Genomic DNA, 20,535 nt, shown 5'->3' with positions numbered 1-20,535 from the left:
GCTTTGTGGAGTCCTAGTTATTTTGCTATCTCCGTTGGCGGCGCACCTATTGACGTACTGATTCAATACATTAAGAATCAAAAAAAGCCGTCCTAGAAGGACGGGGCTTGTATCCCATTATTTTCGGTCAGGGAAATGGTGTTAAAGCAATTAAAATTGGCTTTCTCAATTATTTAGAACAAGAAGGATGGACAACTGAGTTAAGAATCAATTCTAGCCTACGTCGAAAATATGGTGGAATTGATGCTGTCTTTATCCAAGATGAGGCGACTATTGCGGTCGAATGGGAAACAGGAAATGTGTCATCCAGTCATCGTTCTCTTAATAAACTATGCTTTTTTATCAAAAAGCAAATCATTCGAGTCGGGTTTTTAGTAATTCCTTGTAGAAATTTAGCAAAATATCTTACGGATAGAATTGGTAATTTTGAAGAATTAGAGCCATATTTTGAATTTTGGCAGTCTGCACTTGAATCTTCTCAAGGTGTATTAGAAATTATTGGTATTGAACACGACGACATCAGCTATGACGTACCTAAAATCCCGAAAGGAACAGATGGAAGAGCGACTAATTAATTAACCTTCAAAATAGTCATCGTTTTTATGGTAATGAAGGTTTCCCTGTGTTAATCTTTCTACAATCACATCACAGTTTTGTATTTCTATTCCAATCCAATGACGATTTCGTTTTTCACAGACTGCATATGTAGTACCACTACCTCCAAAGGGATCAAGAACCAAATCACCAGGTTTTGTAGACATCTCAATCACTCTATCCAAAATTTTTGTAGAAAGTTGATTCGTTTTACGTTTTTTACTCTTGAACTTCCAGTGACGTACAGGTGGTATATCATTCCAAACATCAGTTAAGTTAACTCCTAATGGATTCATTGCTTTTCGATGACCTCCATAGTCTTTAATCTCACCGCCGCAATGACGACAAGTTGCTATCGGAGTTCTAATTTTATGAAAAGTTTTAGGCTTCCCTTTAGAATAATATAAAAGGCTATAATGACTGGGATAAAGTCTACCAGGAATGGGTAAGCCCAATTTTATATTGATCGTAATCCAGTGTCTAAAATTTGACGTACTGATTCAATACATTAAGAATCAAAAAAAGCCGTCCTAGAAGGACGGGGCTTGTATCCCATTATTTTCGGTCAGGGAAATGGTGTTAAAGCAATTAAAATTGGCTTTCTCAATTATTTAGAACAAGAAGGATGGACAACTGAGTTAAGAATCAATTCTAGCCTACGTCGAAAATATGGTGGAATTGATGCTGTCTTTATCCAAGATGAGGCGACTATTGCGGTCGAATGGGAAACAGGAAATGTGTCATCCAGTCATCGTTCTCTTAATAAACTATGCTTTTTTATCAAAAAGCAAATCATTCGAGTCGGGTTTTTAGTAATTCCTTGTAGAAATTTAGCAAAATATCTTACGGATAGAATTGGTAATTTTGAAGAATTAGAGCCATATTTTGAATTTTGGCAGTCTGCACTTGAATCTTCTCAAGGTGTATTAGAAATTATTGGTATTGAACACGACGACATCAGCTATGACGTACCTAAAATCCCGAAAGGAACAGATGGAAGAGCGACTAATTAATTAACCTTCAAAATAGTCATCGTTTTTATGGTAATGAAGGTTTCCCTGTGTTAATCTTTCTACAATCACATCACAGTTTTGTATTTCTATTCCAATCCAATGACGATTTCGTTTTTCACAGACTGCATATGTAGTACCACTACCTCCAAAGGGATCAAGAACCAAATCACCAGGTTTTGTAGACATCTCAATCACTCTATCCAAAATTTTTGTAGAAAGTTGATTCGTTTTACGTTTTTTACTCTTGAACTTCCAGTGACGTACAGGTGGTATATCATTCCAAACATCAGTTAAGTTAACTCCTAATGGATTCATTGCTTTTCGATGACCTCCATAGTCTTTAATCTCACCGCCGCAATGACGACAAGTTGCTATCGGAGTTCTAATTTTATGAAAAGTTTTAGGCTTCCCTTTAGAATAATATAAAAGGCTATAATGACTGGGATAAAGTCTACCAGGAATGGGTAAGCCCAATTTTATATTGATCGTAATCCAGTGTCTAAAATCCAAGCCACAATGAATCAGATGGCTACCCAGAAGAATATTCCATTTAGGTAAATTATAAAGAAAAAAGCTCCCTCCTGTTTTCAAAATACGACAACATTCTTCTATCCAAGATATACACCATTCAAGATAAAGCTGATCATTCATAGAATCATTACACTTTCTGCCATATTCTTTTCCTAAATTAAAGGGAGGATCAGCAAAAATCAAGTCTATAGATTCATTTTCTATGTCGGGTAAAACTTTTAAACAATCTTCTTCAAATAAAGCTCCTTGACTTGTGACTAAACAAGGATGAATGTTAAAGTCATTACGAGTGTAGTTTGTATAGGGAAATTTCTTGTTTTCATCGAAGCAAATAGAAAGTTGATTGATCATATCCAATCTGAAACTGAGTATTTGCTATTATACTCGACTGGAAACAATATGAATATTCACCCCCCAGAAAATATAGCAGGGGGGAATTTAACACCTTAATACTTCCGTTCTAAGGGTTCAAACCGAGTAATACTCACCGGACGATAAGACAAATCAATGCCAGCAGGTGAATAATAGGCTAACGTATGCTTGAGGAAATTAGTATCATCCCGTTTTGGATAATCCTCTCGACTGTGCGCCCCTCGACTTTCTAAACGGTTTAACGCCGAAGTCAAAATCATCTGACCCACTATCATTAAACTCCGCAATTCCAACGCCTCAATAATCTCCGTATTCCAAACATTATCTTGGTCATCGAGATAAATCTGTTGATATTTCTCTTGTAATTGCAGAATTTTAGTTAATCCTTCCTTCATTACCTCTTGAGTTCTAAATACCCCACAATGTTCGGTCATCGTATCTTGAAATTCTTGACGAATTTGCTGAATTCGATAACTCCCCCGTCGGTCTAATAACGCTTGAATTTGTTCTTTTGCATCCTGAAGATAACGCCCTTCATCAACATCCGGCAACTTCCGCCCCTCAACAAATTGAGCAATAGCCGCCCCCGTTCTTCGTCCATAAACCACACATTCAAGTAACGAATTACTCCCCAAACGGTTAGCGCCATGAACCGATACACAAGCCGCTTCTCCTGCTGCAAAAAAACCATCAACAAGATTATTACGAGGAGTCATAGACCCCGCTTTGGAGTCAAACTTAAAATCAACAGGCAACCCCGGCCCAATAATCACCTGACCATCGGTATTTGTGGGAATTCCCCCCATTGAATAGTGAACCGTTGGACGAACAGGCATCGGTTCATGGACTGCATCTATCCCCACCAACCGATGGGCTTCTTCCCAACAAAAGGGAATGCGACTCATTATTTTTTCTCGTCCGAGATGACGCAAGTCCAGGTGAATAAACGGCCCGCCAGCGCTGCCATCTCGATGAATGCCTCGTCCGGCGCGAATTTCTAGAGTAATTGCCCTAGAAGTAATATCACGAGGTGCCAACTCCATTTTACTGGGGGCGTAATGCGCCATGAAGCGTTCCCCCTCGCTATTCCTCAAATAAGCCCCTTCACCCCGAACCGCCTCAGAAATTAGCACCCCTACCGGATATAATCCCGTTGGATGGAACTGCACAAATTCCATATCTTGCAATGGCACTCCCGACAGCGCTGACATCGCCAACCCGTCACCTGTCGAGGCATAATCATTTGACGTGGTGTTAAACGCGCGTCCATAACCACCTGTGGCAAACATTACCGCCTTAGCCCGCACAACCACAACTTCGCCATTTTCGATGTTGTACATGACAACGCCTTTGGCTTGGGCGTCTTCTAAAATCAGACGCATAACATACCATTCATCGTAAATTTGCACCCCGTAGCGGCGTAAATTATTCACCAGTTCGTGGAGAATGGCGTGACCTGTTTTATCGGCGGCGTAACAGGTGCGATTATGGGTGTGACCGCCAAAAGCCCGTTGAGCGATGCGACCGTCTTCTAGGCGAGAAAACAGCACGCCCATGTGTTCGAGGTCGATAATCACATTTGGGGCTTCTTGGGCGAGAATTTCGACGGCATCTTGGTCAGCGAGGTAGTCTGAACCCTTGACAGTATCGAAAGCATGAGCTTCCCAACTGTCGGCGGTATCAACATTTTTCAAGCTAGCGGCAATTCCCCCTTGAGCCGCAACGGAATGGGAACGGATGGGATGGGTTTTGGCGACCATCGCAATGTTGAGACTGGGGTTCATTCGAGCGATTTCTACCGCAGCCCGACTTCCCGCTAAACCCCCACCGACAATTATGACATCATGTTCTAACATAGTTGACGAATCGTTAAATAGAGTTCTCCTCGTTCTTCTATGTTGACTCACAGAAAAACCTCCCTATCTAAAAACAGGGAAGTTTTAAGAAAGAAAAAAGATTGGCACTCAGAAATGACCGACTGAATTACAGTTCCCCTAAAATGACGCTCAACTCTAGCCTGCGGCTTGTGCGGGTCGTGTCATAATATCTTGAGCTTCGGAGAGTTGTTCCTCGGTGGAGTCGATGGGGGTCATCTCAATATGGTTGAGTAGAGTGGTGACAAATGCAAACAGCAGGAACGGTAGAGAGAGGACTACAATTAAACCCACAGTTGCTAAGGCGTAGATTTGGCCAGAGGTACTCCACAATGCTAAAGCAGAAGCTAAGGTCAGAAAGATGACAATCAGCCAAATCATAATTTGACCGTAAATATCACCAAAGGTCAGGGTGCAACTGAAACGATATTTTTGCAGGTTATTCACTTTAGAACCTCCTTGTTACGATTCTTTTTTCCCCCCAGAGTTGGCAAAGGGGAATATTTGGGCAAATGAGTCTTTTTGTTGAGTCTATCGAGTTTTCGTTAGCACTCAAAAGACTTTCTTCGAGACGAAACTCCTTTAAAAGCCCAGGAGTTACACTCAACAATCTTGTACACATTGCTTTAAATTTTAAGGGTAAAGCTCTCACCCGGTTTGTGGCGAATTCTAAACATTTTAATAAGACTTGTTACTAAACTTTACATCAAACGAGACGGACAATCAGATTTTTTCCCTCTATGCAGTCACCTATTATACAATATCCCAATCGGCGATCGCAATACAACTCTGTTTAATGGGGCAGCGTTCTCAACCGTTCAGGATCTTTTTTTGGAAATATTGGGGTTAGATAAAGAACCTGTTAAGACCCAATTTCGCACGATTAATCCCAGGAAAATTCCTGATATAAATACCATCCAAAAAAGGACTGGCGATTGTGTTTCGAGTCCCGAAGACAAATTCATCCCAAACACACAGGAAATGGCGGTTAAAGGAAAGAAAATAGAGGCTAAAAGATTAAGTCGATTGGCTGAACGCAGGGATTCTAAACTTAATCGCGTTTGTTCTTCTGCTTTTTTTGCCATCGCAAAATCGAGAGCATTTTTAGAATTTTGATAGAGTATAGCAGAAATCAGGAGACAGGAGACAGGAGACAGAATTGAAACCTTTATCATAAAAGGATTTGACAGAAAAACAGTGTCCTAATCAACTCTTTCTCTGCTATAAATCTAAAGAACGTTCGATCTCGTAAGTTTCATCTCGGAAATCAATTAAATCGCGATCTTCGGGAATTGCTTCTCGGGCTGATTTTGACATCCTCCCCCACCTGAAGGTACGGGGATTCCAAGAATCACTTCTTGGGCTTCCTCTTTCCACGACTCGACTTACTTGGAGGGATTTCTCCACCCACGCAGAGGTCGATGTCTCCAGAGGCGTTAGTTCCGACGTGACCCGCCGTACTTAGACCTTTTTCTAATATGTTCCGTGCTGCATTCTGGTCCCGGTCTTGGGTATGTCCACAATCAGGACATATATGAGTTCTGGTACTAAGGGATTTTTTAACTACTGCACCACAATTAGAACAGTTCTGCGAAGTGTAGTGGGGTGGGACTGCAATAGTTACTACTCCAAACACTTTGCCAAAATACTCAACCCATTGCCGGAACAACGACCACGAAGCATCACTAATCGATTTAGCCAAGCGATGATTCTTGAGCATATTTCGCACCTGCAAATCTTCATACACCACGAGGTCGTTAAACTTCACTACGCACCTTGCTGTTTTTACAGCAAAGTCTTTACGCTGGCGACTTACTTTGAGGTGTTTACGAGCAAGTTGATTTCTCAACTTGGCTCTGTTTTTAGAACCTTTTTTAGTCTTAGAAAATCGGCGTTGCAGCCGTTTCAAAGCCTTTTCGCTTTTACGAAGGTGTCGGGGATTTGCAACTGTTTCCCCATTACTATCGGTGTAGAAGTGGTTCAATCCCACGTCAATACCAATAGTTTTGCCTGTTGGCTTTCGCCTTTCAACTCGCTCTTGGTCAATACAAAACTGGGTATAATACCCATCAGCACGACGAACGACCCGCACTCTTTTGAACTGTTTCAACTGGTAAAAATGCAAGTCACGAGTTCCCCAAAGTTTGAAAGTTCCTGCTTTGAAGCCATCAGTAAAAGTGATGTATCTTCTGTCAGCAGAAAGCTTCCAACCACTGGTTTTGTACTCAACACTTCCGTGAGTTTGTTCTTTTTTGAAGCGTGGATAACCTTTCTTCCCTGGCTTGTTTTTCTTGCAATTATCAAAAAATCTAGCAATTGCACTCCATGCTCTTTCAGCAGAAGCTTGTCGAGCCATAGAATTGAGTTTGTCCACCCAAGGGAAATTCTCATCCGCAGCAAGTACAGCACAATAAGCACTCAACTCATATCTGCCAATATCGCGGTTATCCATCCAGTATCTCAGGCAAGCATTACGAACAAAACGAGCCGTTCTAATCACCTCATTCAGCGATTGATACTGCTCATTCGTTCCTTCCAGCTTGGCCTCAAATACCAGCATTTTTACGTTCAACTCACTGACGTAATTATACCACAAAAAGCCGTCCTAGAAGGACGGGGCTTTCAACCCATTTTTTCGGTAAAATCAAGACAAGATGACCATCGGCTATCATTGCTCGTTGTTTCCCGGCACTTTTTTGACCCAATCGATAGCGGATTTGATCAGGAACAGCCCAAGTCGCTGGAAGTTTCATCGGAATGTTTCTCTCTCGGCAAGGGAATGACTCAGAAAGTTTTAGCAAAACTTGAGTTAATTATAGACTTTACCTAACCTAAAAATGGTAAACTGACTAAGATTGTAACCGAATCCAACTGATTTGATGAAAGAATTATTTCTCACTTGGTTAAATCGCTTGTTAGTGTTTGATGTTTTCCTGGTTTTATTCAGCTTTTTTTGGTTAGTGCTCGCGGTTGTAGGACGTTCTCTTGATTTATCATTAGGTTTAGACCTCTGGTATAAACTCTGGGAACCTGTTTTTACCCCAGCTTTAGGGATTTTGATGGGGGGAGCGATTTTGAGTGGCATTATTAGTCAAATTTCTAAGCGACTCAACAGCCAACGCTAAATCGTCACTGACTTGATGTAGAGACGCGCTAAGGCGCGTTTTCTTTTCTTCGTTCTATTTGATTTTTTTGATTATAGCGTTTCTCACAGGCATGAGGTACATATTTGTAATCTTATATTGGCTTTTACAAGATCGCTGCGATTGCCTTTTACCTCTTGCAAGATTGCCTCTCTTACAAACTTTGCTCTCGACTATTCCGCCGAGTCGCAAGTTTGCGCTCTTGCCTTTTGCCTTTTGCCTTTTGCCTTTTGCCTTTTGCCTTTTGCTATATAAAGTTTTATCAAAAATTTGTGATTTTAATTCACAACAATTTATTTATAGCAATTTTTAGCTTTTAATCTTTTCTAAAGAATTGATAACTCAAGCAGAATTCTGGGGTGTGGTATACTAACAATTAGTTAGAAATGAGGCAGTCTATCGAACAATATTTCTCCCGAAGCGTGTTGAATTGAACCCCTTTGTTTTTCAAAACGTTAAATGACAACTAATTAAGATTTGAAAACACAGGGTCAATTTTGGAGGATTGCTCGGTATAAGCTCACAGATAAACCCTCAGAGTTTGAAGACATTCATTGGTAAAAAATCTATAATTAAAGCTCTACATTGCATCCGTAATTAATTAATGCTGGAGGTGAATGATGACAGATCTCGATTTAGCATTGCAAGTTCAGAACTTAACTCGTTTGGATGAAGAACCGATTAAACATTCAGGTCAAGTTCAACCGCACGGCGTCCTTCTCGTCTTAGAAGAACCCCACCTCAAAATCTTACAAGTTAGTACAAATACTCGTTCTGTTTTTGGGATTTCTCCCGAACAGATGCTAGAGAAAACCTTAGATGATCTCCTCGATCCCTTTCAAATTGAACGAATTCAAGCCGGATTATCTCAAGAAACCTTAGATTATATCAATCCTACCAAAATCTGGATGAGGATTAAAGGCGATGATTACGTCGTATTTGATGGAGTCTTTCATCGCAATCCTGATGGATTTTTAATTCTGGAACTCGAACCTGCCACCTCTCAAGAAAACATTCCCTTTTTGAGCTTTTATCACCTGGCTCGAATGTCAATTAACCAACTCGAAGAAACCTCAAGTTTACATGAATTTTGTCAAATTATTGTGCAGGAAGTCCGAAAAGTAACGGGATTTGATCGCGTGATGCTGTACAAATTTGATGAAGAAGGACATGGCGTTGTTGTCGGCGAAGAAAAAATAGAAGAATTAGAACCCTATCTCGGATTACACTATCCTGAGTCTGATATTCCCAAACCCGCTCGAAAACTCTTGAGTTCTAATTGGATTAGAATTATCCCAGATGCTCACGCCGAAGCTGTCGCCTTATTTCCTTATAAAAACCCCATCCTAGAACGTCCACTCGATTTAACCTTTTCTAGCCTCAGAAGTGCTTCAGGTTGTCATTTACAATACCTGCACAATATGGGGGTTGGTGCTTCTTTAACCATCTCATTGATTAAAGATGGTGAACTGTGGGGTTTAATTGCTTGTCATCATCGTACCCCCAAATTTGTCTCCTATGAATTGCGGAAAGCTTGCGAATTTTTAGGTCGAGTGATCTTCTCAGAACTGTCTTCTCGTGAAGAAACCGAAGACTATGACTATCGGATGAAACTGACTTATATTCGGTCAGCTTTGATTGATTTCATGTCTCAAGAAACCAACTTTATCGAAGGTTTACTTCATCATCAACCCAATCTTCTAGACGTAACCAACGCTCAGGGCGCGGCGATTTACTTTGCGGGACAATGGACAACCCTCGGCGCGACACCGAAAGAAGAAGATCTCAACTATTTAGTGCAGTGGCTGAAGAAAAATACCGAAAAAGAACTCTTTTTCAGTGATTCTTTGCCGCGTATTTATTCCGATGCGGAACGCTTCAAAGACGTCGCCAGTGGGTTACTCGCCATTACCATTTCTGAACGCAATTATGTCTTATGGTTCCGCCCCGAAGTCATTCAAACCGTTAACTGGGGAGGAGATCCAGCCAAAGCCATTGAAGCGACTCACTCCGAAGGAATTGTGCAGTTATCACCGCGTAAATCCTTTGAACTGTGGAAAGAAACGGTTAAACTCAAATCTTTACCCTGGAAACCCGTCGAAATTAATGCCGCCTTAGAACTGCGAAAAGCGATGATTAATATCGTACTTCGCCAAGCTGATGAACTCGCACAACTGGCCCATGATCTCGAACGTTCAAACGCCGAATTGAAAAAGTTTGCTTATGTCGCCTCTCACGACTTGCAAGAACCGCTTAATCAAGTCGCCAACTATGTGCAGCTATTAGAGATGCGCTATGAAGAAGAACTCGACGAAGACGCCAAAGAATTCATCGAATTTGCGGTGGAAGGAGTGAGTCTGATGCAAACCCTAATTGATGATGTGTTAGCCTACTCTAAAGTCGATATTCAAGGCGTCGAATTTGAACTCACCTCCGTCGGAACCGCCCTAGAACGCGCTCTGAGCAACCTGCGAGGACGGATTAGTGAAACCCGTGCAATTATCACATCCGAACCCATGCCAACGGTAATGGCGGATAGAACCCAGTTGATGCAGTTGTTTCAAAACTTAATCGGTAACGCCATCAAGTTCCGCAGTTCAGTTCCCCCGGAAATCTATATCGGAGCGCAACGACTTGAAGATGCTTGGCTGTTTTCAGTCAAAGATAATGGCATAGGTCTAGACCCTCAATTTGCTGAACGCATCTTTATTATCTTTCAACGTCTGCACACTCGCGATGAATATCCCGGTACCGGGATGGGTTTAGCGATTTGTAAAAAAATTGTTGAATGTCATCGAGGTCGAATCTGGGTTGAGTCTGAACTCGGTCAGGGTGCTACATTCTACTTTACCATTCCAGTGGGAGGACAAGCGCGTGAGCGGCGAAGCGCAGGAAAGACCCAAAATCATCTTTTTAGTTGAGGATAATCGAGGCGATATTCGCTTGATTCAAGAAGCCTTAAAACGTAGTACCGTTGCTCACGAAGTCGTGACGGTCAGAAATGGGATGGATGCGATGTCTTATCTGCACCGGGAAGGGGAGTATAGTGATGCTCCCCGACCTGATTTAATTCTGCTGGATTTGAATTTGCCTCGTAAAGACGGGCGGGAAGTGTTAGCGGAAATCAAAGCTGATCCCAGCTTAAAACGCATTCCGGTGGTGGTTTTAACGACCTCTAAAAATGATGATGATATTTCCCAAAGCTACAACCTGCACGTCAACTGTTACATCACAAAATCTCGCAACCTCAGTCAGTTGTTTGAGATTGTTAAAGGGATTGAGGAATTTTGGCTGAAAATAGCGACTCTTCCCCCTGAATAGGGTATTTCTTAAACAAAGAAGCAGATCTTAAGGGGATTAATCAGGGAAATCAAACTTTTCCTATTTCTTTTTTGAAAAAAACCCTTTAAGATCAACGCTTAAGGGGTAAATTCTCAAATCTTGTCCCGGCTAGAATAAGGAGCATGAGGGGAAAAGAAAGGAAATTATGCCTGCAAGTTCGGTAAACATCCTGTTGATAGAAGATAGCTTGGCCGAAGCCCGCTTGCTGCAAGAATTGCTCAGAGGTTCCAAGCTAGACCCCTGTAATTTAGTTCATGTGAAGCGACTGACAGAGGGAATCAATCTACTGACTCACCCACAAGCCCTTTCCTATGATGTCATATTACTCGACTTGACTTTACCAGACAGCCAAGGACTTAACTCACTAAAACCCTTGCTGAGTAATGCTCCTAGCGTTCCGATTGTCGTGCTGACCAACAATAACGATGATGAACTCGCCCTGGAAGCTGTGCGACAGGGAGCGCAAGATTATCTGGTGAAACGACAAGTGAGTGTAGAAACCTTAGTTCGTTCTCTACGTTATGCGATTGAACGAAAACAAGCAATGGAATCATTACGGGAAGTCAATCAAGCCTTATCCCATCGGGTGAAAGAACAGACGGTAGAGTTGGTGAAAGCCAAAGAACAACATCAACTCACCTCAGAATTTGTTTCGATGATGTCTCACGACTTTCGCAACCCCTTGAGTACCATTTTACTCTCAACAGAATTGCTCCGAGATTGGGAACCTAATTTAACGAAAGAGCAAAAACGCTCGATTTTTCAACGCATTCGTTCTGCGGGTAAAAATTTAGTACAGTTGTTAGATGAAGTGATTTTAGTCGGTCGAGCCGATGTTGATCGATTAGAGTGTTTACCCACTTCTTTGGATTTAGAATCTTTTTGTCAACAATTAGTCGAAGAAGCCCGACTTGAAGTTAGTTCTCTGCATCAAGTTGAGTTGAAAATTCAAGGCGATTTTTCAGAGACGCTTTGGGATGAAAGCTTGTTACGACATATTTTTAGTAATTTGTTCGCCAATGCGATTAAATATTCTCCTCAAGGTGGTATCATTCGGTTAGAAGTGATTGCTCAAGATAATTTTGCTATTTTTAATCTGATTGATCATGGCATTGGTATTCCACACCATGATTTGGTTAAATTATTTCAGGCTTTTCATCGGGCGAGTAATGTTGGGAAAATTTCCGGTACAGGTTTAGGATTAGCGATTGTTAAACGCTGTGTAGAAGCGCATGGGGGTGATATTTTCGTTGAAAGTGAGGTGGGAGTTGGCACGACTTTTTCGGTAAAATTACCCTTGATTTATGCTTCAGAAATCTAATTCTTTCACCCTACACCCAGCTTGACTCTCAATCTAAACGATTAAACCAAGTTGTATCTAAATAATCAATGCGAGCGTATGGACTCAACGCGGCTAACACCTGTTCACCATAGCTGCGATGCAAAACTCGACTATCAAATAACGCCACAACCCCTTGACAATCTCGCACAGGTGCAACAGCCCGTTGTAACTCATTTAAAGCCGTCGGAAGTAGATAAAGCCGAAACCAGTCGAGACGGTTTTGTTTGTAGTGAGAGACTCGCCCTGCAACCAGGGGATGTTCTAATGAGGGTAAAGGTAAAGTGGCGATCGCCAGTAAATGAGGGGAGGGAAGTTTTCCCTGATGTTTTCGCCAAAATTCCCAACCTGTGACTAAAATTCCCTGCTGATCCAGTTTAGTCGTTTCAACTTGCACTCGTGAACCAAATTCCGCCGCAAACACGGCTCCGATCTGAGTTTTCAGGGGTGTATCTTCAATCAATAACACCGTTAATCCCTCTATTGCAATACTCATACAAAGTAAGCCGCGAATTTCCTCAATTAAAGCCCCTTGAAATCCAGGAGTATTGGGTAAAGGGAGGCGTTTGGGTAAATAAAGTTGAATCAATTGGGAATTGCGATCGGGTGAAAACTTCACACAAGTGATCTCCCCGAGTCCCACTAACTGACGATAAGCGGGGGCGGTTTTCTGTAAATCTAGCGCTCCCCCAATCAAAACAACGGGCTGTAAAGGCCAAACGGAACTGAGGAAAGAACGAACTTCCACCGGACTACAGTATACAGAGAAAGTCCCTTGATCGCGATCGACTTGTACCCATCGTAATTGTTCTTCGGTTTGCCATTGCTGCCAAAATTGATTCCAAGCCTGGGGATATTGAGGCGTGAGGCTGTCGTTGGGGGAAGTTATAGAGGATTGCTCAATCTCCACCCAATCCTTGTAGAGTGGCTCTAGAATGGCTTGTTCTGAGTGATCCAATAAATGACAGTGGTAGGGATTGGGGGGACGTTGAAAAATGGCTTTTGTCAGGTGAATTTTCGCTTCGCGGATCTTGTCTGTTTTTTGGGGTTGGGCTTCTAAAAGTTCGGTCCAATCCTGGGGTTGAATACAGGCGGTGAGTTGTTCACTCGTCCAGGCTTCTAAGTCATCAACCCCATCAATAATGGTTGGAATATCAGCCGGAAACTGCTGTCTTTCCCCTAAGCGATCGCTTAACCATTCCTGGGGAGTGGTGAGTAAAACCCCCTGAAAGTTGGATTCTTCAGGCCAGCGATCGCCCCGAATGATCGATTGCTCAAGCTGAGAGTGGTCGATTGCTTGCGATTGAAACAATTGGGGAATTTCTTCCTGTTGTAGCTCCGTTAACAGCCATTCTGGTGCAACAATCAACACGGGTTCAGACCAAATCAAGACGGGAATCAGATAACTGAAGCGATAGGAATGATGGTGACTCCCTGGGGCTACACCCGTCTGAATTAAGGCACTCCGGCCTAATCGCAAGGCTCTAGCCACTAACCTGGCCATTGTCAGATAATGAGGCCATGATGCTCTGCCTTGCGATCGCAGAAAATTTTGCAATAAATTATGAGCTTCTACCTCAATCAAGAGATTGCCAAGAGACTAAGCAAGAGCAGTATCCCTGAATTAACCTTGACTTTTAACTAAGATAGTCAAAACTATCGATAAAATCAATCACCTGTTCGACATCGAGTAACAGGGGTTCAAGCTGTTTGCTGTGATGATTTTCCATTTCTCGATCAGCGACGGAGGGTTTAAAGCGTTTCCCGAAATCGCTATGAGTGTAGACGATTAACTGTTTTTGACTGGAATTAGTTAAAATCGTTTGGGTGGGACGGTGGAAAAATTGAGGAATTTGCTCTGATCGCACAGAACGTACAACCTGTTTGAGATCGTGAGCTTTAGAAATCACTTCACCCATCGCGGCTAAAACGCGCAGTTGGTTTGGATTTTTTTCGCTGAAATCTTGTAAATTCCTCACCAGATTGACAATATTTTTTTGAGTCTTGTTGGCATCATCAAAAGGAAAAATTGCCAAGCATCCCATTGAGAATAAATATTCTTCGTGATCGATGCGAAAAGTAATCACAGTGCGGCGGATGTCGGTGTCAATGCTGGGGGGATGTTTGAGAATCGAATATTCTTGGGCGATGCAATGGTAAGTTTGAGCGAGTCGTAAATTCGCCTCAATATCTAAGGGAGCATCAACAATCACCTGCACAGTGGGGAGAACTTGATTAAAAAACTTTTTGAGGGTTTCAGGTGTAAAGTGATAAACCAGGGTATGATCACCGTTAGGACTGAGATCAACCCATTCACAGGTGATATCTTCGGCTTTTAAATTAAATCGAGGAACTTCATAAAGTTTCGCTCCGGTTAAGGTGGCACCGGAAATATCAGCGCCCATCCAATCGGCTTTAATTAAATTCGTTTGGGTTAAATCCACATGAACGAGACTGGCTTTGGCTAAACTGACTCGATGCAAATTCGCCCCGCTTAAATTCGCCCCAGATAGGTTCGCCCCGTTTAAATTCGCCCCTGTTAAATTAGCGCCGCGTAGATCAGCCCATCGTAAATTCGCCCCTGTCAAATTGGCTTGTCGCAAATCAGCATAAGTTAGGTTGGCTTGTCGCATCTCAGCGTGACTGAGATTGGCTTTGGGTAAATTGGCTTTGACTAAATTGGCTCGGCGTAAGTCGGCTTTTTGCAGATTGGCTGAGACGCCTGACACCCCTCGCAGGTTCGCCCCACTGAGATTAGCTTGAGAAAAGTTTGTCTGTTCGACTCGGGCTTCTCGCAAGTCGGCGCCGTTGAGGTTGGCTTTGGTGAGGTTGGCGTTGTTGAGTCTGGCTCGAATTAGTTCTGAGCGAATGGCTAAGGCTTCAACTAAGGTAGCATCGCTTAAATCGGCTCGGACTAAGTTAGCCACATTTAGGGTAGCTCTCGTCAGGTTCGCATGGCTGAGGTTGGCTTGACTCAAGCGAGCGACATTAAGATTAGCCCGACTCAAATTGCTCCCGGTGAGATCGGCGGCGCTCAAGTTGGTAACACACAGGGACGCATCGCTCAAATTAGCTTGACTGAGGTTAATTCGGCTCAAATTGGCTTCGTTGAGGTTGATACCCGTAAAATTCCGTTCTCCTTCCTTATATTTTTTGACTAAGCTATAGATTTTTACGAGTTCCTGTGCCATAACCACCCATTTATCCTGTACTAAATTGGTTCAACGGTTGAAGTGTTAATTTCATCAGGGTTCTTCTGTCCTCCTCACATCTCAACTTGATTGGAGAAGGTGAGAAAGTCGGCGAGATTTTCTAATGAGGGAGCCATCATCTCAAAATATTTCTCTTGGGAGTATCCCGAGGAGTTGATGAGTTCTGGCACATTAAGTAAGCTTCGTCCAAATTGAGGATGGCTATGAATTTTGAGGGTTCGATTGTGAAAGTTTCTCAGGGTTGTCCGAGTGGGAGAAGCAAAGAAAGCTTGGGTACTTTCTGGTTGGGATAGGGATTGGGAGCGTAATTTTAAGTCGGAGATCTGATCGAGTTGTTGTTTGATTTCGCTCACCAATTTTCCGATTTGATGGGAGTGTCGAACGCTCAAGCTGATGAAATTTTCAGAGCCGAGCATCTGAACCAGATTCCGAATGCTTTGTTGAGTAGGAACTGCATCTTGAAAGGGAAGAATGACAACATAAGCGGTGGGGAATAGTTGTTCGTCCCTTTCTATCCTAAACGATAAAGTTGTTCGCCTCGAACTGACCTCTATACTGGGAGGGCGATTGATCATCGGGCTATGGCGGAAAATGTAGCGATAAGCATCTGCTAGGGCGCAGTGAGCATCCGCATCGAGCGCCGCATCTATGCTAATTTCTACCATTGGGGAAGTGGCGTTAAAAAATTGGTAGGCTTCTTGAGCGCTAAACCGAAGAACTTGACTTCCGTCGCCGTTGGGACTGACGTCTACCCAATCACAGGTGATCTCGTCGGCTTTGACTTCAAATCGAGAGACGTCGTAGAGTTTTGCGCCTGTGAGGGCGGCTCCGGTGAGATCGGCTCCTGTCCAGTCTGCTCCGGTGAGGTTGGCTTGGGTGAGATCGGCATGAATTAAGTTGGTATAGAGTAAGCTGGCATGGCTGAGATCGGCTCCATACAAACTTGCTCCACTGAGTCGCGCTTGTTCTAGGTTGGCACCCCGCAGATCGGCTCCGTTTAAGTCTGCCCAACGCAAATTCGCGCCTTTGAGGTTGGCTCCGCTTAAATTGGCTTGGCTGAGGTTCACCTGGCGGAGTTCGGCGTTGACGAGATTGGCGCCACGCAAGTCGGCTCGACTGAGATCGGCGGCGTGGAGGCTGGTTCCTTCTAAGTTGCTGGCGATCAAAACGGCATCTCGCAGATTGGCGTTGTTGAGGTTTGCCTGTCGCAGATCAACTTGTCGCAGGGTGGCTTCGCGCAGATCGGCTTCACTGAGGTTTGCGGAGGTTAAAATGGCGTAACTGAGATCGGCGCGGATCAACTCTGAACGGATCAAAGAGGCATTGATCAGGGTGGCGTGACTGAGATCTGCTCGAATCAGATTGGCAACATTCAGGACTGCGCCATTGAGATTGGCTTGGGAAAGGTTGGCGCCGCTTAATTTGGCGACGTTGAGTTTGGCTCTCGAGAGGTTAGCCCCACTGAGATTAGCGCCGCTGAGATTGGTAATGCTGAGGACGGCTTGAGAGAAGTTGGCTCCCGAGAGAACAGCACGACTGAGATTGGCTTCACAAAGCAGGATCGCACTAAAATCTCTTGCCCCGGATTGATAGCTTTGAATCAGTTCTTCGGCATTCATGCCTGAAAGTTTTCCGAGTAAAAAACAGGTTGTCATCAAGTATCTATTATATCAAAAAAATTTGACTGCCTACGGGGAGACTACAATTCCGGATTATTCTTGATAATTGAGTTGAAATATGAGTTAAATTAAAGACTATAAATCTTGATTAAATCTGTACAGTCTCAAATGAATATTGGCATTGTTGGCTTGGGTTTAATTGGCGGTTCAATGGGGTTGGATTTATGTTCGATTCAACCCAAATTGATACAATTGCAGGCTGACAATTATCCCTCACACGGGCAAGCGTATCGGGTTTTAGGCGTGAGTCGTCATTCTAGCACTTGTGAAAAGGCAATCGCGATGGGTGTTGTCGATGAGGCGAGTGTCGATTTGTCTTTGATGGCTCGTGCTGATGTTGTGTTTATTTGTACGCCGATTGCGGCGATCGCTTCCACACTTGAACAGTTAATTCCCTATCTTAAACCGACCACTATTGTAACAGATGTCGGTTCGGTTAAGCAGCCCATCGTTGAAACTCTTTCTAAACTTTGGCCCCATTTTGTGGGCGGACATCCAATGGCGGGAACGGCTGAAAGTGGCATAGAAGCTGCTAAAAAAAATTTATTTCTGGGGAACCCCTATGTGATCACGCCGACGGAAACGACATCAAATTATGACTTGGAAATTGTGACTCAAATTGCTCATTTATTACAAGCAAAAGTCTATCAATGTTCACCCCAAGATCATGATAAAACGGTGGCTTGGATTTCTCATTTACCTGTTACTGTCAGTGCGAGTTTAATTGCGGCTTTAACCGCAGAAGAAGATGTCAACGTTCAACAACTGGCTCAACAATTAGCGAGTTCCGGCTTTCGGGATACCAGTCGTGTGGGGGGTGGAAATCCGGAGTTGGGGGTGATGATGGCGCGGTATAATCGAACGGCTTTATTGCGATCGCTTCAAGCTTATCGGAGTAGTCTAGATGGATTGATTCATCTGATCGAACAAGAAGATTGGGACAGTCTAGAACAACAACTGATTCAAACTCAAAAAGATCGAAGGAAGTTTAATTTTTAGTACAAATAATATTCAATCCCTGGTTGCACAAAAGTGACTGGGGATTTATTTAACCCCTATAAATAAACGACAGAGGAGTCAGGAGTCACCGAGTCACCGAGTCACCGAGGAAATCAAGAAGAAGAAAAACGACAGAGGAGTCAGGAGTCAGGAGTCAGGAGTCAGGAGGAAATCAAGAAGAAGAAAAACGACAGAGGAGTCAGGAGTCAGGAGTCAGGAGTCAGGAGGAAATCAAGAAGAAGAAAGAGGAGGATTATGAGAAAGTTTTTTATCACTAATTATCCGGCCATGATATAACTGGTAGGAGTAATTCATGAATTACCCCTACAAGACTGATCACTGTAAAAACTCCCTATCAATCATCTATAGCCAACATTTAAGGATTTTAGATAACCTTATTCAACGTCGAGAATCAACTCATAATTAATCGGCTCTTTGGAATCAGAAACTACGACAATTTCATAATAACCTGTATCATCTAACTGTCCTGACCAACTCTGAAGTCTCGCATCTTCCAGTATTGTTTTAGCTTTTTTGCGGCGACTCGGAGTATAGACAGAAAGAAAAGTAGATTTCTGTGGCACGTTTAATTTTATCCGTAAATTTTGCTTCCGTTTTAGCCAAGCAATATAGACTTTTCCCTCACCCGGTTGTAAGACTCCTTGTATCAGTTTATTGCTGGCATTCTCATCAAACTGAACCTCTTTTAGATTCTGCCCTTGCTGTAACAACTTTAATTGATCCGCACTTAAGGCTTGCCAAACCTGACCAATAGGCAAATCCAGTAAATTTTGACCACGAGGTTGTTCAGAAAATAAATAGAAAAATCGAGCATCCGATAAATCTTCTAAGGCACGACTACTTAAATTTAACGCATCGGCATCCCTCTTCCACTGTTCAAGATCAGCGACGGTGTACTGTCCTAATTTACGGCGAGATTCATCACTAATTACAGCGAGTCGATTTAACACATCATAAGCCGTTTTATCCCATCGTTTTCGCCAGGAAGCATCAGCAGAATCAGACGTTAACGTTCGGCCCCTTTGAGTGGGATAACGATGATAAAATTCCTCATTCACCAGTTCAATCAAATATTGATAATCGACACCTAACTCTTGACGGCGATTTTGGATAAACTCCTGACGTTGCAGTTCACCCATCGCTGTAAATTGGCTATCTTCTGATTTGGGGAGGCGATTCATCCAGTAAGAACCACTCATCCAACCAATTCCCCCCATAACCACCATAGAAACCGTGACTAACAGTACCGTTCTCCAAGTTGAAGATAAATTCCAGGGAAGTTTCAGCCATTGATATTGGGTTTTTTGGAGAACTGTGTTTGGAGTCGCAGCAATAGGGGTAGGAATTGGCATTTCTACGGGCGGAGGCTGGGTTAACACCACAGGCAAATGATCGATCTCCGGCGGGGTTTGTGTGGGAATATGAGGGAGTACAACTGGGGTATCGTTGAGCGCTTGTAGGACTTGCGAGGCGCTTTGATAGCGATCCTCGGGTTTGTACGCCAACATTTTATCCAAAATTGCGGCTAACTTCGGATTGACTGTTGCTTGCGATCGCCAATTCCAGGTGAGATGATAACTATCAATCAGATGCTGGGGTTCTTTTCCGGTCAACATAACCACCATCGTCGCCGCCAAGCTATACAAATCACTGTGAGGAGAAGCAATTCCCATCTGCATTTGTTCTTCGGGAGCATAACCCAGTTTTCCCAAACGAGTCGCAGGACTGGGCGGAAGCTGACGAACACCCAATTCAGAATCAACCTTGGCTTTAATCTGTTTTACACCTCCAAAATCAATCAAAACCGGTAATCCATCAGCTTGACGTCGAATCACATTATCGGGAGAGATATCGCGATGAATCACCCCATGAGAGTGAATGTATTGCAGCACAGGTAATAGCTGCAACATAACTTGTGTCACTTCCAGTTCACTGAAGCGAGTTCCCTGGCTTTTGTATTGGGTGATTAATTCTCGATAGGTTGAACCCTTGACATAATCTTGAACGACAAACAAATAACCCTTGCCATCAATTTTCTCACGGAACAGTTCTCGAAAACAAGGAATTTGCGGATGTTTGAGTTGATAGAGAATTTGGGCTTCTCGTTCAAAGAGTTCTTGAGACTTTTGCAAGCCATAACTTCCTTGAACTTGCGGGGCGAATTCCTTTAACACACATAGTTCGTTAAACCGATACTGATCTTCTGCTAAGTAGGTGCGTCCAAAACCACCATGCCCCAATTGGCGCATAATGTGATAATGGTTTCGCAGGATCATGCCCGGATAAATGGAGGTACTCATGGATTTGAGGGATGAAACTCAGGGTTCAAGTTGAGTCGGGTGTAGTAAATTTTAGATTAGCAGTCGATCTGAGAATCCAATTCAATAGGCTCCCATGCCCAATTTACATTAGAGAC

The 20,535-nt window shown here is 43.1% G+C and carries 19 protein-coding genes; 8 read left to right on the top strand and 11 right to left on the bottom strand.

Going from position 1 to position 20,535, the window contains the following annotated elements; all coding sequences use genetic code 11:
• Positions 1-96 (top strand): transposase (locus tag WN50_RS32760; RefSeq protein ID WP_200906352.1); only part of this gene is annotated, 96 nt, incomplete at its 5' end.
• A gap of 11 nt (positions 97-107) precedes the next feature.
• The gene (locus tag WN50_RS24575) at positions 108-575 is read left to right on the top strand and encodes a BglII/BstYI family type II restriction endonuclease (RefSeq protein WP_053221596.1); all 468 of its coding nucleotides are present in this window, start codon (positions 108-110) and stop codon (positions 573-575) included.
• On the opposite strand, the gene WN50_RS24570 is transcribed toward WN50_RS24575, so the two are convergent.
• Positions 576-1,094 carry a DNA methyltransferase gene (locus tag WN50_RS24570; RefSeq protein ID WP_082172548.1) on the bottom strand — a complete coding sequence of 173 codons (519 nt, stop codon included), beginning with the start codon at positions 1,092-1,094 and terminating at the stop codon, positions 576-578.
• Positions 1,095-1,139: 45 nt separating this feature from the next.
• Between WN50_RS24570 and WN50_RS24565 the strand changes: the two genes are divergently transcribed.
• Positions 1,140-1,607: a BglII/BstYI family type II restriction endonuclease gene (locus tag WN50_RS24565; protein WP_053221596.1), complete on the top strand. Its 468-nt coding sequence runs from the start codon at positions 1,140-1,142 to the stop codon at positions 1,605-1,607.
• On the opposite strand, the gene WN50_RS24560 is transcribed toward WN50_RS24565, so the two are convergent.
• From WN50_RS24560 to WN50_RS34860, 6 genes are all read right to left on the bottom strand, one after another.
• Positions 1,608-2,489 (bottom strand): DNA-methyltransferase, encoded by an 882-nt coding sequence (locus WN50_RS24560; RefSeq protein WP_046279220.1) that lies wholly within the window; start codon positions 2,487-2,489, stop codon positions 1,608-1,610.
• 95 nt (positions 2,490-2,584) lie between these two features.
• Complete coding sequence (locus WN50_RS24555) at positions 2,585-4,366, bottom strand: succinate dehydrogenase/fumarate reductase flavoprotein subunit (protein ID WP_046279219.1); 1,782 nt, start codon at positions 4,364-4,366, stop codon at positions 2,585-2,587.
• 156 nt (positions 4,367-4,522) lie between these two features.
• Positions 4,523-4,831 (bottom strand): hypothetical protein, encoded by a 309-nt coding sequence (locus tag WN50_RS24550; protein WP_046279218.1) that lies wholly within the window; start codon positions 4,829-4,831, stop codon positions 4,523-4,525.
• A gap of 371 nt (positions 4,832-5,202) precedes the next feature.
• Positions 5,203-5,559, bottom strand: a complete 357-nt coding sequence (locus tag WN50_RS24545) for a hypothetical protein (protein WP_072075637.1) — start codon at positions 5,557-5,559, stop codon at positions 5,203-5,205.
• A 176-nt stretch (positions 5,560-5,735) separates the two neighbouring features.
• Positions 5,736-6,944, bottom strand: a complete 1,209-nt coding sequence (locus WN50_RS24540; protein ID WP_046279217.1) for an RNA-guided endonuclease InsQ/TnpB family protein — start codon at positions 6,942-6,944, stop codon at positions 5,736-5,738.
• 25 nt (positions 6,945-6,969) lie between these two features.
• The gene (locus tag WN50_RS34860) at positions 6,970-7,137 is read right to left on the bottom strand and encodes a hypothetical protein (protein WP_160315439.1); all 168 of its coding nucleotides are present in this window, start codon (positions 7,135-7,137) and stop codon (positions 6,970-6,972) included.
• A 126-nt stretch (positions 7,138-7,263) separates the two neighbouring features.
• Between WN50_RS34860 and WN50_RS24535 the strand changes: the two genes are divergently transcribed.
• The 4 genes from WN50_RS24535 (at position 7,264) to WN50_RS24520 (ending at position 12,190) form a co-directional block, all read left to right on the top strand.
• The gene (locus WN50_RS24535) at positions 7,264-7,509 is read left to right on the top strand and encodes a hypothetical protein (RefSeq protein ID WP_046279216.1); all 246 of its coding nucleotides are present in this window, start codon (positions 7,264-7,266) and stop codon (positions 7,507-7,509) included.
• A 635-nt stretch (positions 7,510-8,144) separates the two neighbouring features.
• Positions 8,145-10,448 (top strand): sensor histidine kinase, encoded by a 2,304-nt coding sequence (locus tag WN50_RS24530; RefSeq protein ID WP_235441118.1) that lies wholly within the window; start codon positions 8,145-8,147, stop codon positions 10,446-10,448.
• Positions 10,402-10,848, top strand: coding sequence for a response regulator (locus tag WN50_RS24525; RefSeq protein ID WP_046279214.1), 447 nt, complete (start codon positions 10,402-10,404; stop codon positions 10,846-10,848). The genes WN50_RS24530 and WN50_RS24525 overlap by 47 nt, the downstream gene beginning before the upstream one ends.
• A 166-nt stretch (positions 10,849-11,014) precedes the next feature.
• Complete coding sequence (locus WN50_RS24520) at positions 11,015-12,190, top strand: hybrid sensor histidine kinase/response regulator (RefSeq protein ID WP_046279213.1); 1,176 nt, start codon at positions 11,015-11,017, stop codon at positions 12,188-12,190.
• Positions 12,191-12,218: 28 nt separating this feature from the next.
• Here the strand turns inward: WN50_RS24520 and WN50_RS24515 are convergent, their stop codons facing one another.
• The 3 genes from WN50_RS24515 to WN50_RS24505 form a co-directional block, all read right to left on the bottom strand.
• On the bottom strand, positions 12,219-13,793 hold the full coding sequence (locus WN50_RS24515; RefSeq protein WP_046279212.1) for an ATP-dependent DNA helicase: 1,575 nt from the start codon (positions 13,791-13,793) through the stop codon (positions 12,219-12,221).
• Between the two features lie 52 nt (positions 13,794-13,845).
• Positions 13,846-15,399, bottom strand: a complete 1,554-nt coding sequence (locus tag WN50_RS24510; protein WP_046279211.1) for a pentapeptide repeat-containing protein — start codon at positions 15,397-15,399, stop codon at positions 13,846-13,848.
• A 74-nt stretch (positions 15,400-15,473) separates the two neighbouring features.
• Complete coding sequence (locus WN50_RS24505; RefSeq protein WP_046279221.1) at positions 15,474-17,039, bottom strand: pentapeptide repeat-containing protein; 1,566 nt, start codon at positions 17,037-17,039, stop codon at positions 15,474-15,476.
• A 168-nt stretch (positions 17,040-17,207) separates the two neighbouring features.
• On the opposite strand from WN50_RS24505, the gene WN50_RS24500 reads away from it, so the two are divergent.
• A complete protein-coding gene (locus tag WN50_RS24500) occupies positions 17,208-18,098 on the top strand; it encodes a prephenate/arogenate dehydrogenase (RefSeq protein WP_046279210.1) in 891 nt (296 codons plus the stop codon).
• Between the two features lie 395 nt (positions 18,099-18,493).
• Here the strand turns inward: WN50_RS24500 and WN50_RS24495 are convergent, their stop codons facing one another.
• On the bottom strand, positions 18,494-20,419 hold the full coding sequence (locus tag WN50_RS24495; protein ID WP_046279209.1) for a serine/threonine-protein kinase: 1,926 nt from the start codon (positions 20,417-20,419) through the stop codon (positions 18,494-18,496).
• Between the last annotated feature and the right edge of the window lie 116 nt (positions 20,420-20,535).

It is taken from the genome of Limnoraphis robusta CS-951 (genome assembly GCF_000972705.2).
Note: the sequence above shows the minus strand (reverse complement) of the source record. Positions and strands in the feature narration are given on the sequence as shown.

Bases quoted from the DNA above. Each gene is read 5' to 3' on its own strand.
- WN50_RS24560 (WP_046279220.1), bottom strand. From the start codon at position 2,489: ATGATCAATCAACTTTCTATTTGCTTCGATGAAAACAAGAAATTTCCC.
- WN50_RS24555 (WP_046279219.1), bottom strand. From the start codon at position 4,366: ATGTTAGAACATGATGTCATAATTGTCGGTGGGGGTTTAGCGGGAAGT.
- WN50_RS24545 (WP_072075637.1), bottom strand. From the start codon at position 5,559: ATGATAAAGGTTTCAATTCTGTCTCCTGTCTCCTGTCTCCTGATTTCT.
- WN50_RS24540 (WP_046279217.1), bottom strand. From the start codon at position 6,944: ATGCTGGTATTTGAGGCCAAGCTGGAAGGAACGAATGAGCAGTATCAA.
- WN50_RS34860 (WP_160315439.1), bottom strand. From the start codon at position 7,137: ATGAAACTTCCAGCGACTTGGGCTGTTCCTGATCAAATCCGCTATCGA.
- WN50_RS24535 (WP_046279216.1), top strand. From the start codon at position 7,264: ATGAAAGAATTATTTCTCACTTGGTTAAATCGCTTGTTAGTGTTTGAT.
- WN50_RS24530 (WP_235441118.1), top strand. From the start codon at position 8,145: ATGATGACAGATCTCGATTTAGCATTGCAAGTTCAGAACTTAACTCGT.
- WN50_RS24520 (WP_046279213.1), top strand. From the start codon at position 11,015: ATGCCTGCAAGTTCGGTAAACATCCTGTTGATAGAAGATAGCTTGGCC.
- WN50_RS24510 (WP_046279211.1), bottom strand. From the start codon at position 15,399: ATGGCACAGGAACTCGTAAAAATCTATAGCTTAGTCAAAAAATATAAG.
- WN50_RS24505 (WP_046279221.1), bottom strand. From the start codon at position 17,039: ATGAATGCCGAAGAACTGATTCAAAGCTATCAATCCGGGGCAAGAGAT.
- WN50_RS24500 (WP_046279210.1), top strand. From the start codon at position 17,208: ATGAATATTGGCATTGTTGGCTTGGGTTTAATTGGCGGTTCAATGGGG.
- WN50_RS24495 (WP_046279209.1), bottom strand. From the start codon at position 20,419: ATGAGTACCTCCATTTATCCGGGCATGATCCTGCGAAACCATTATCAC.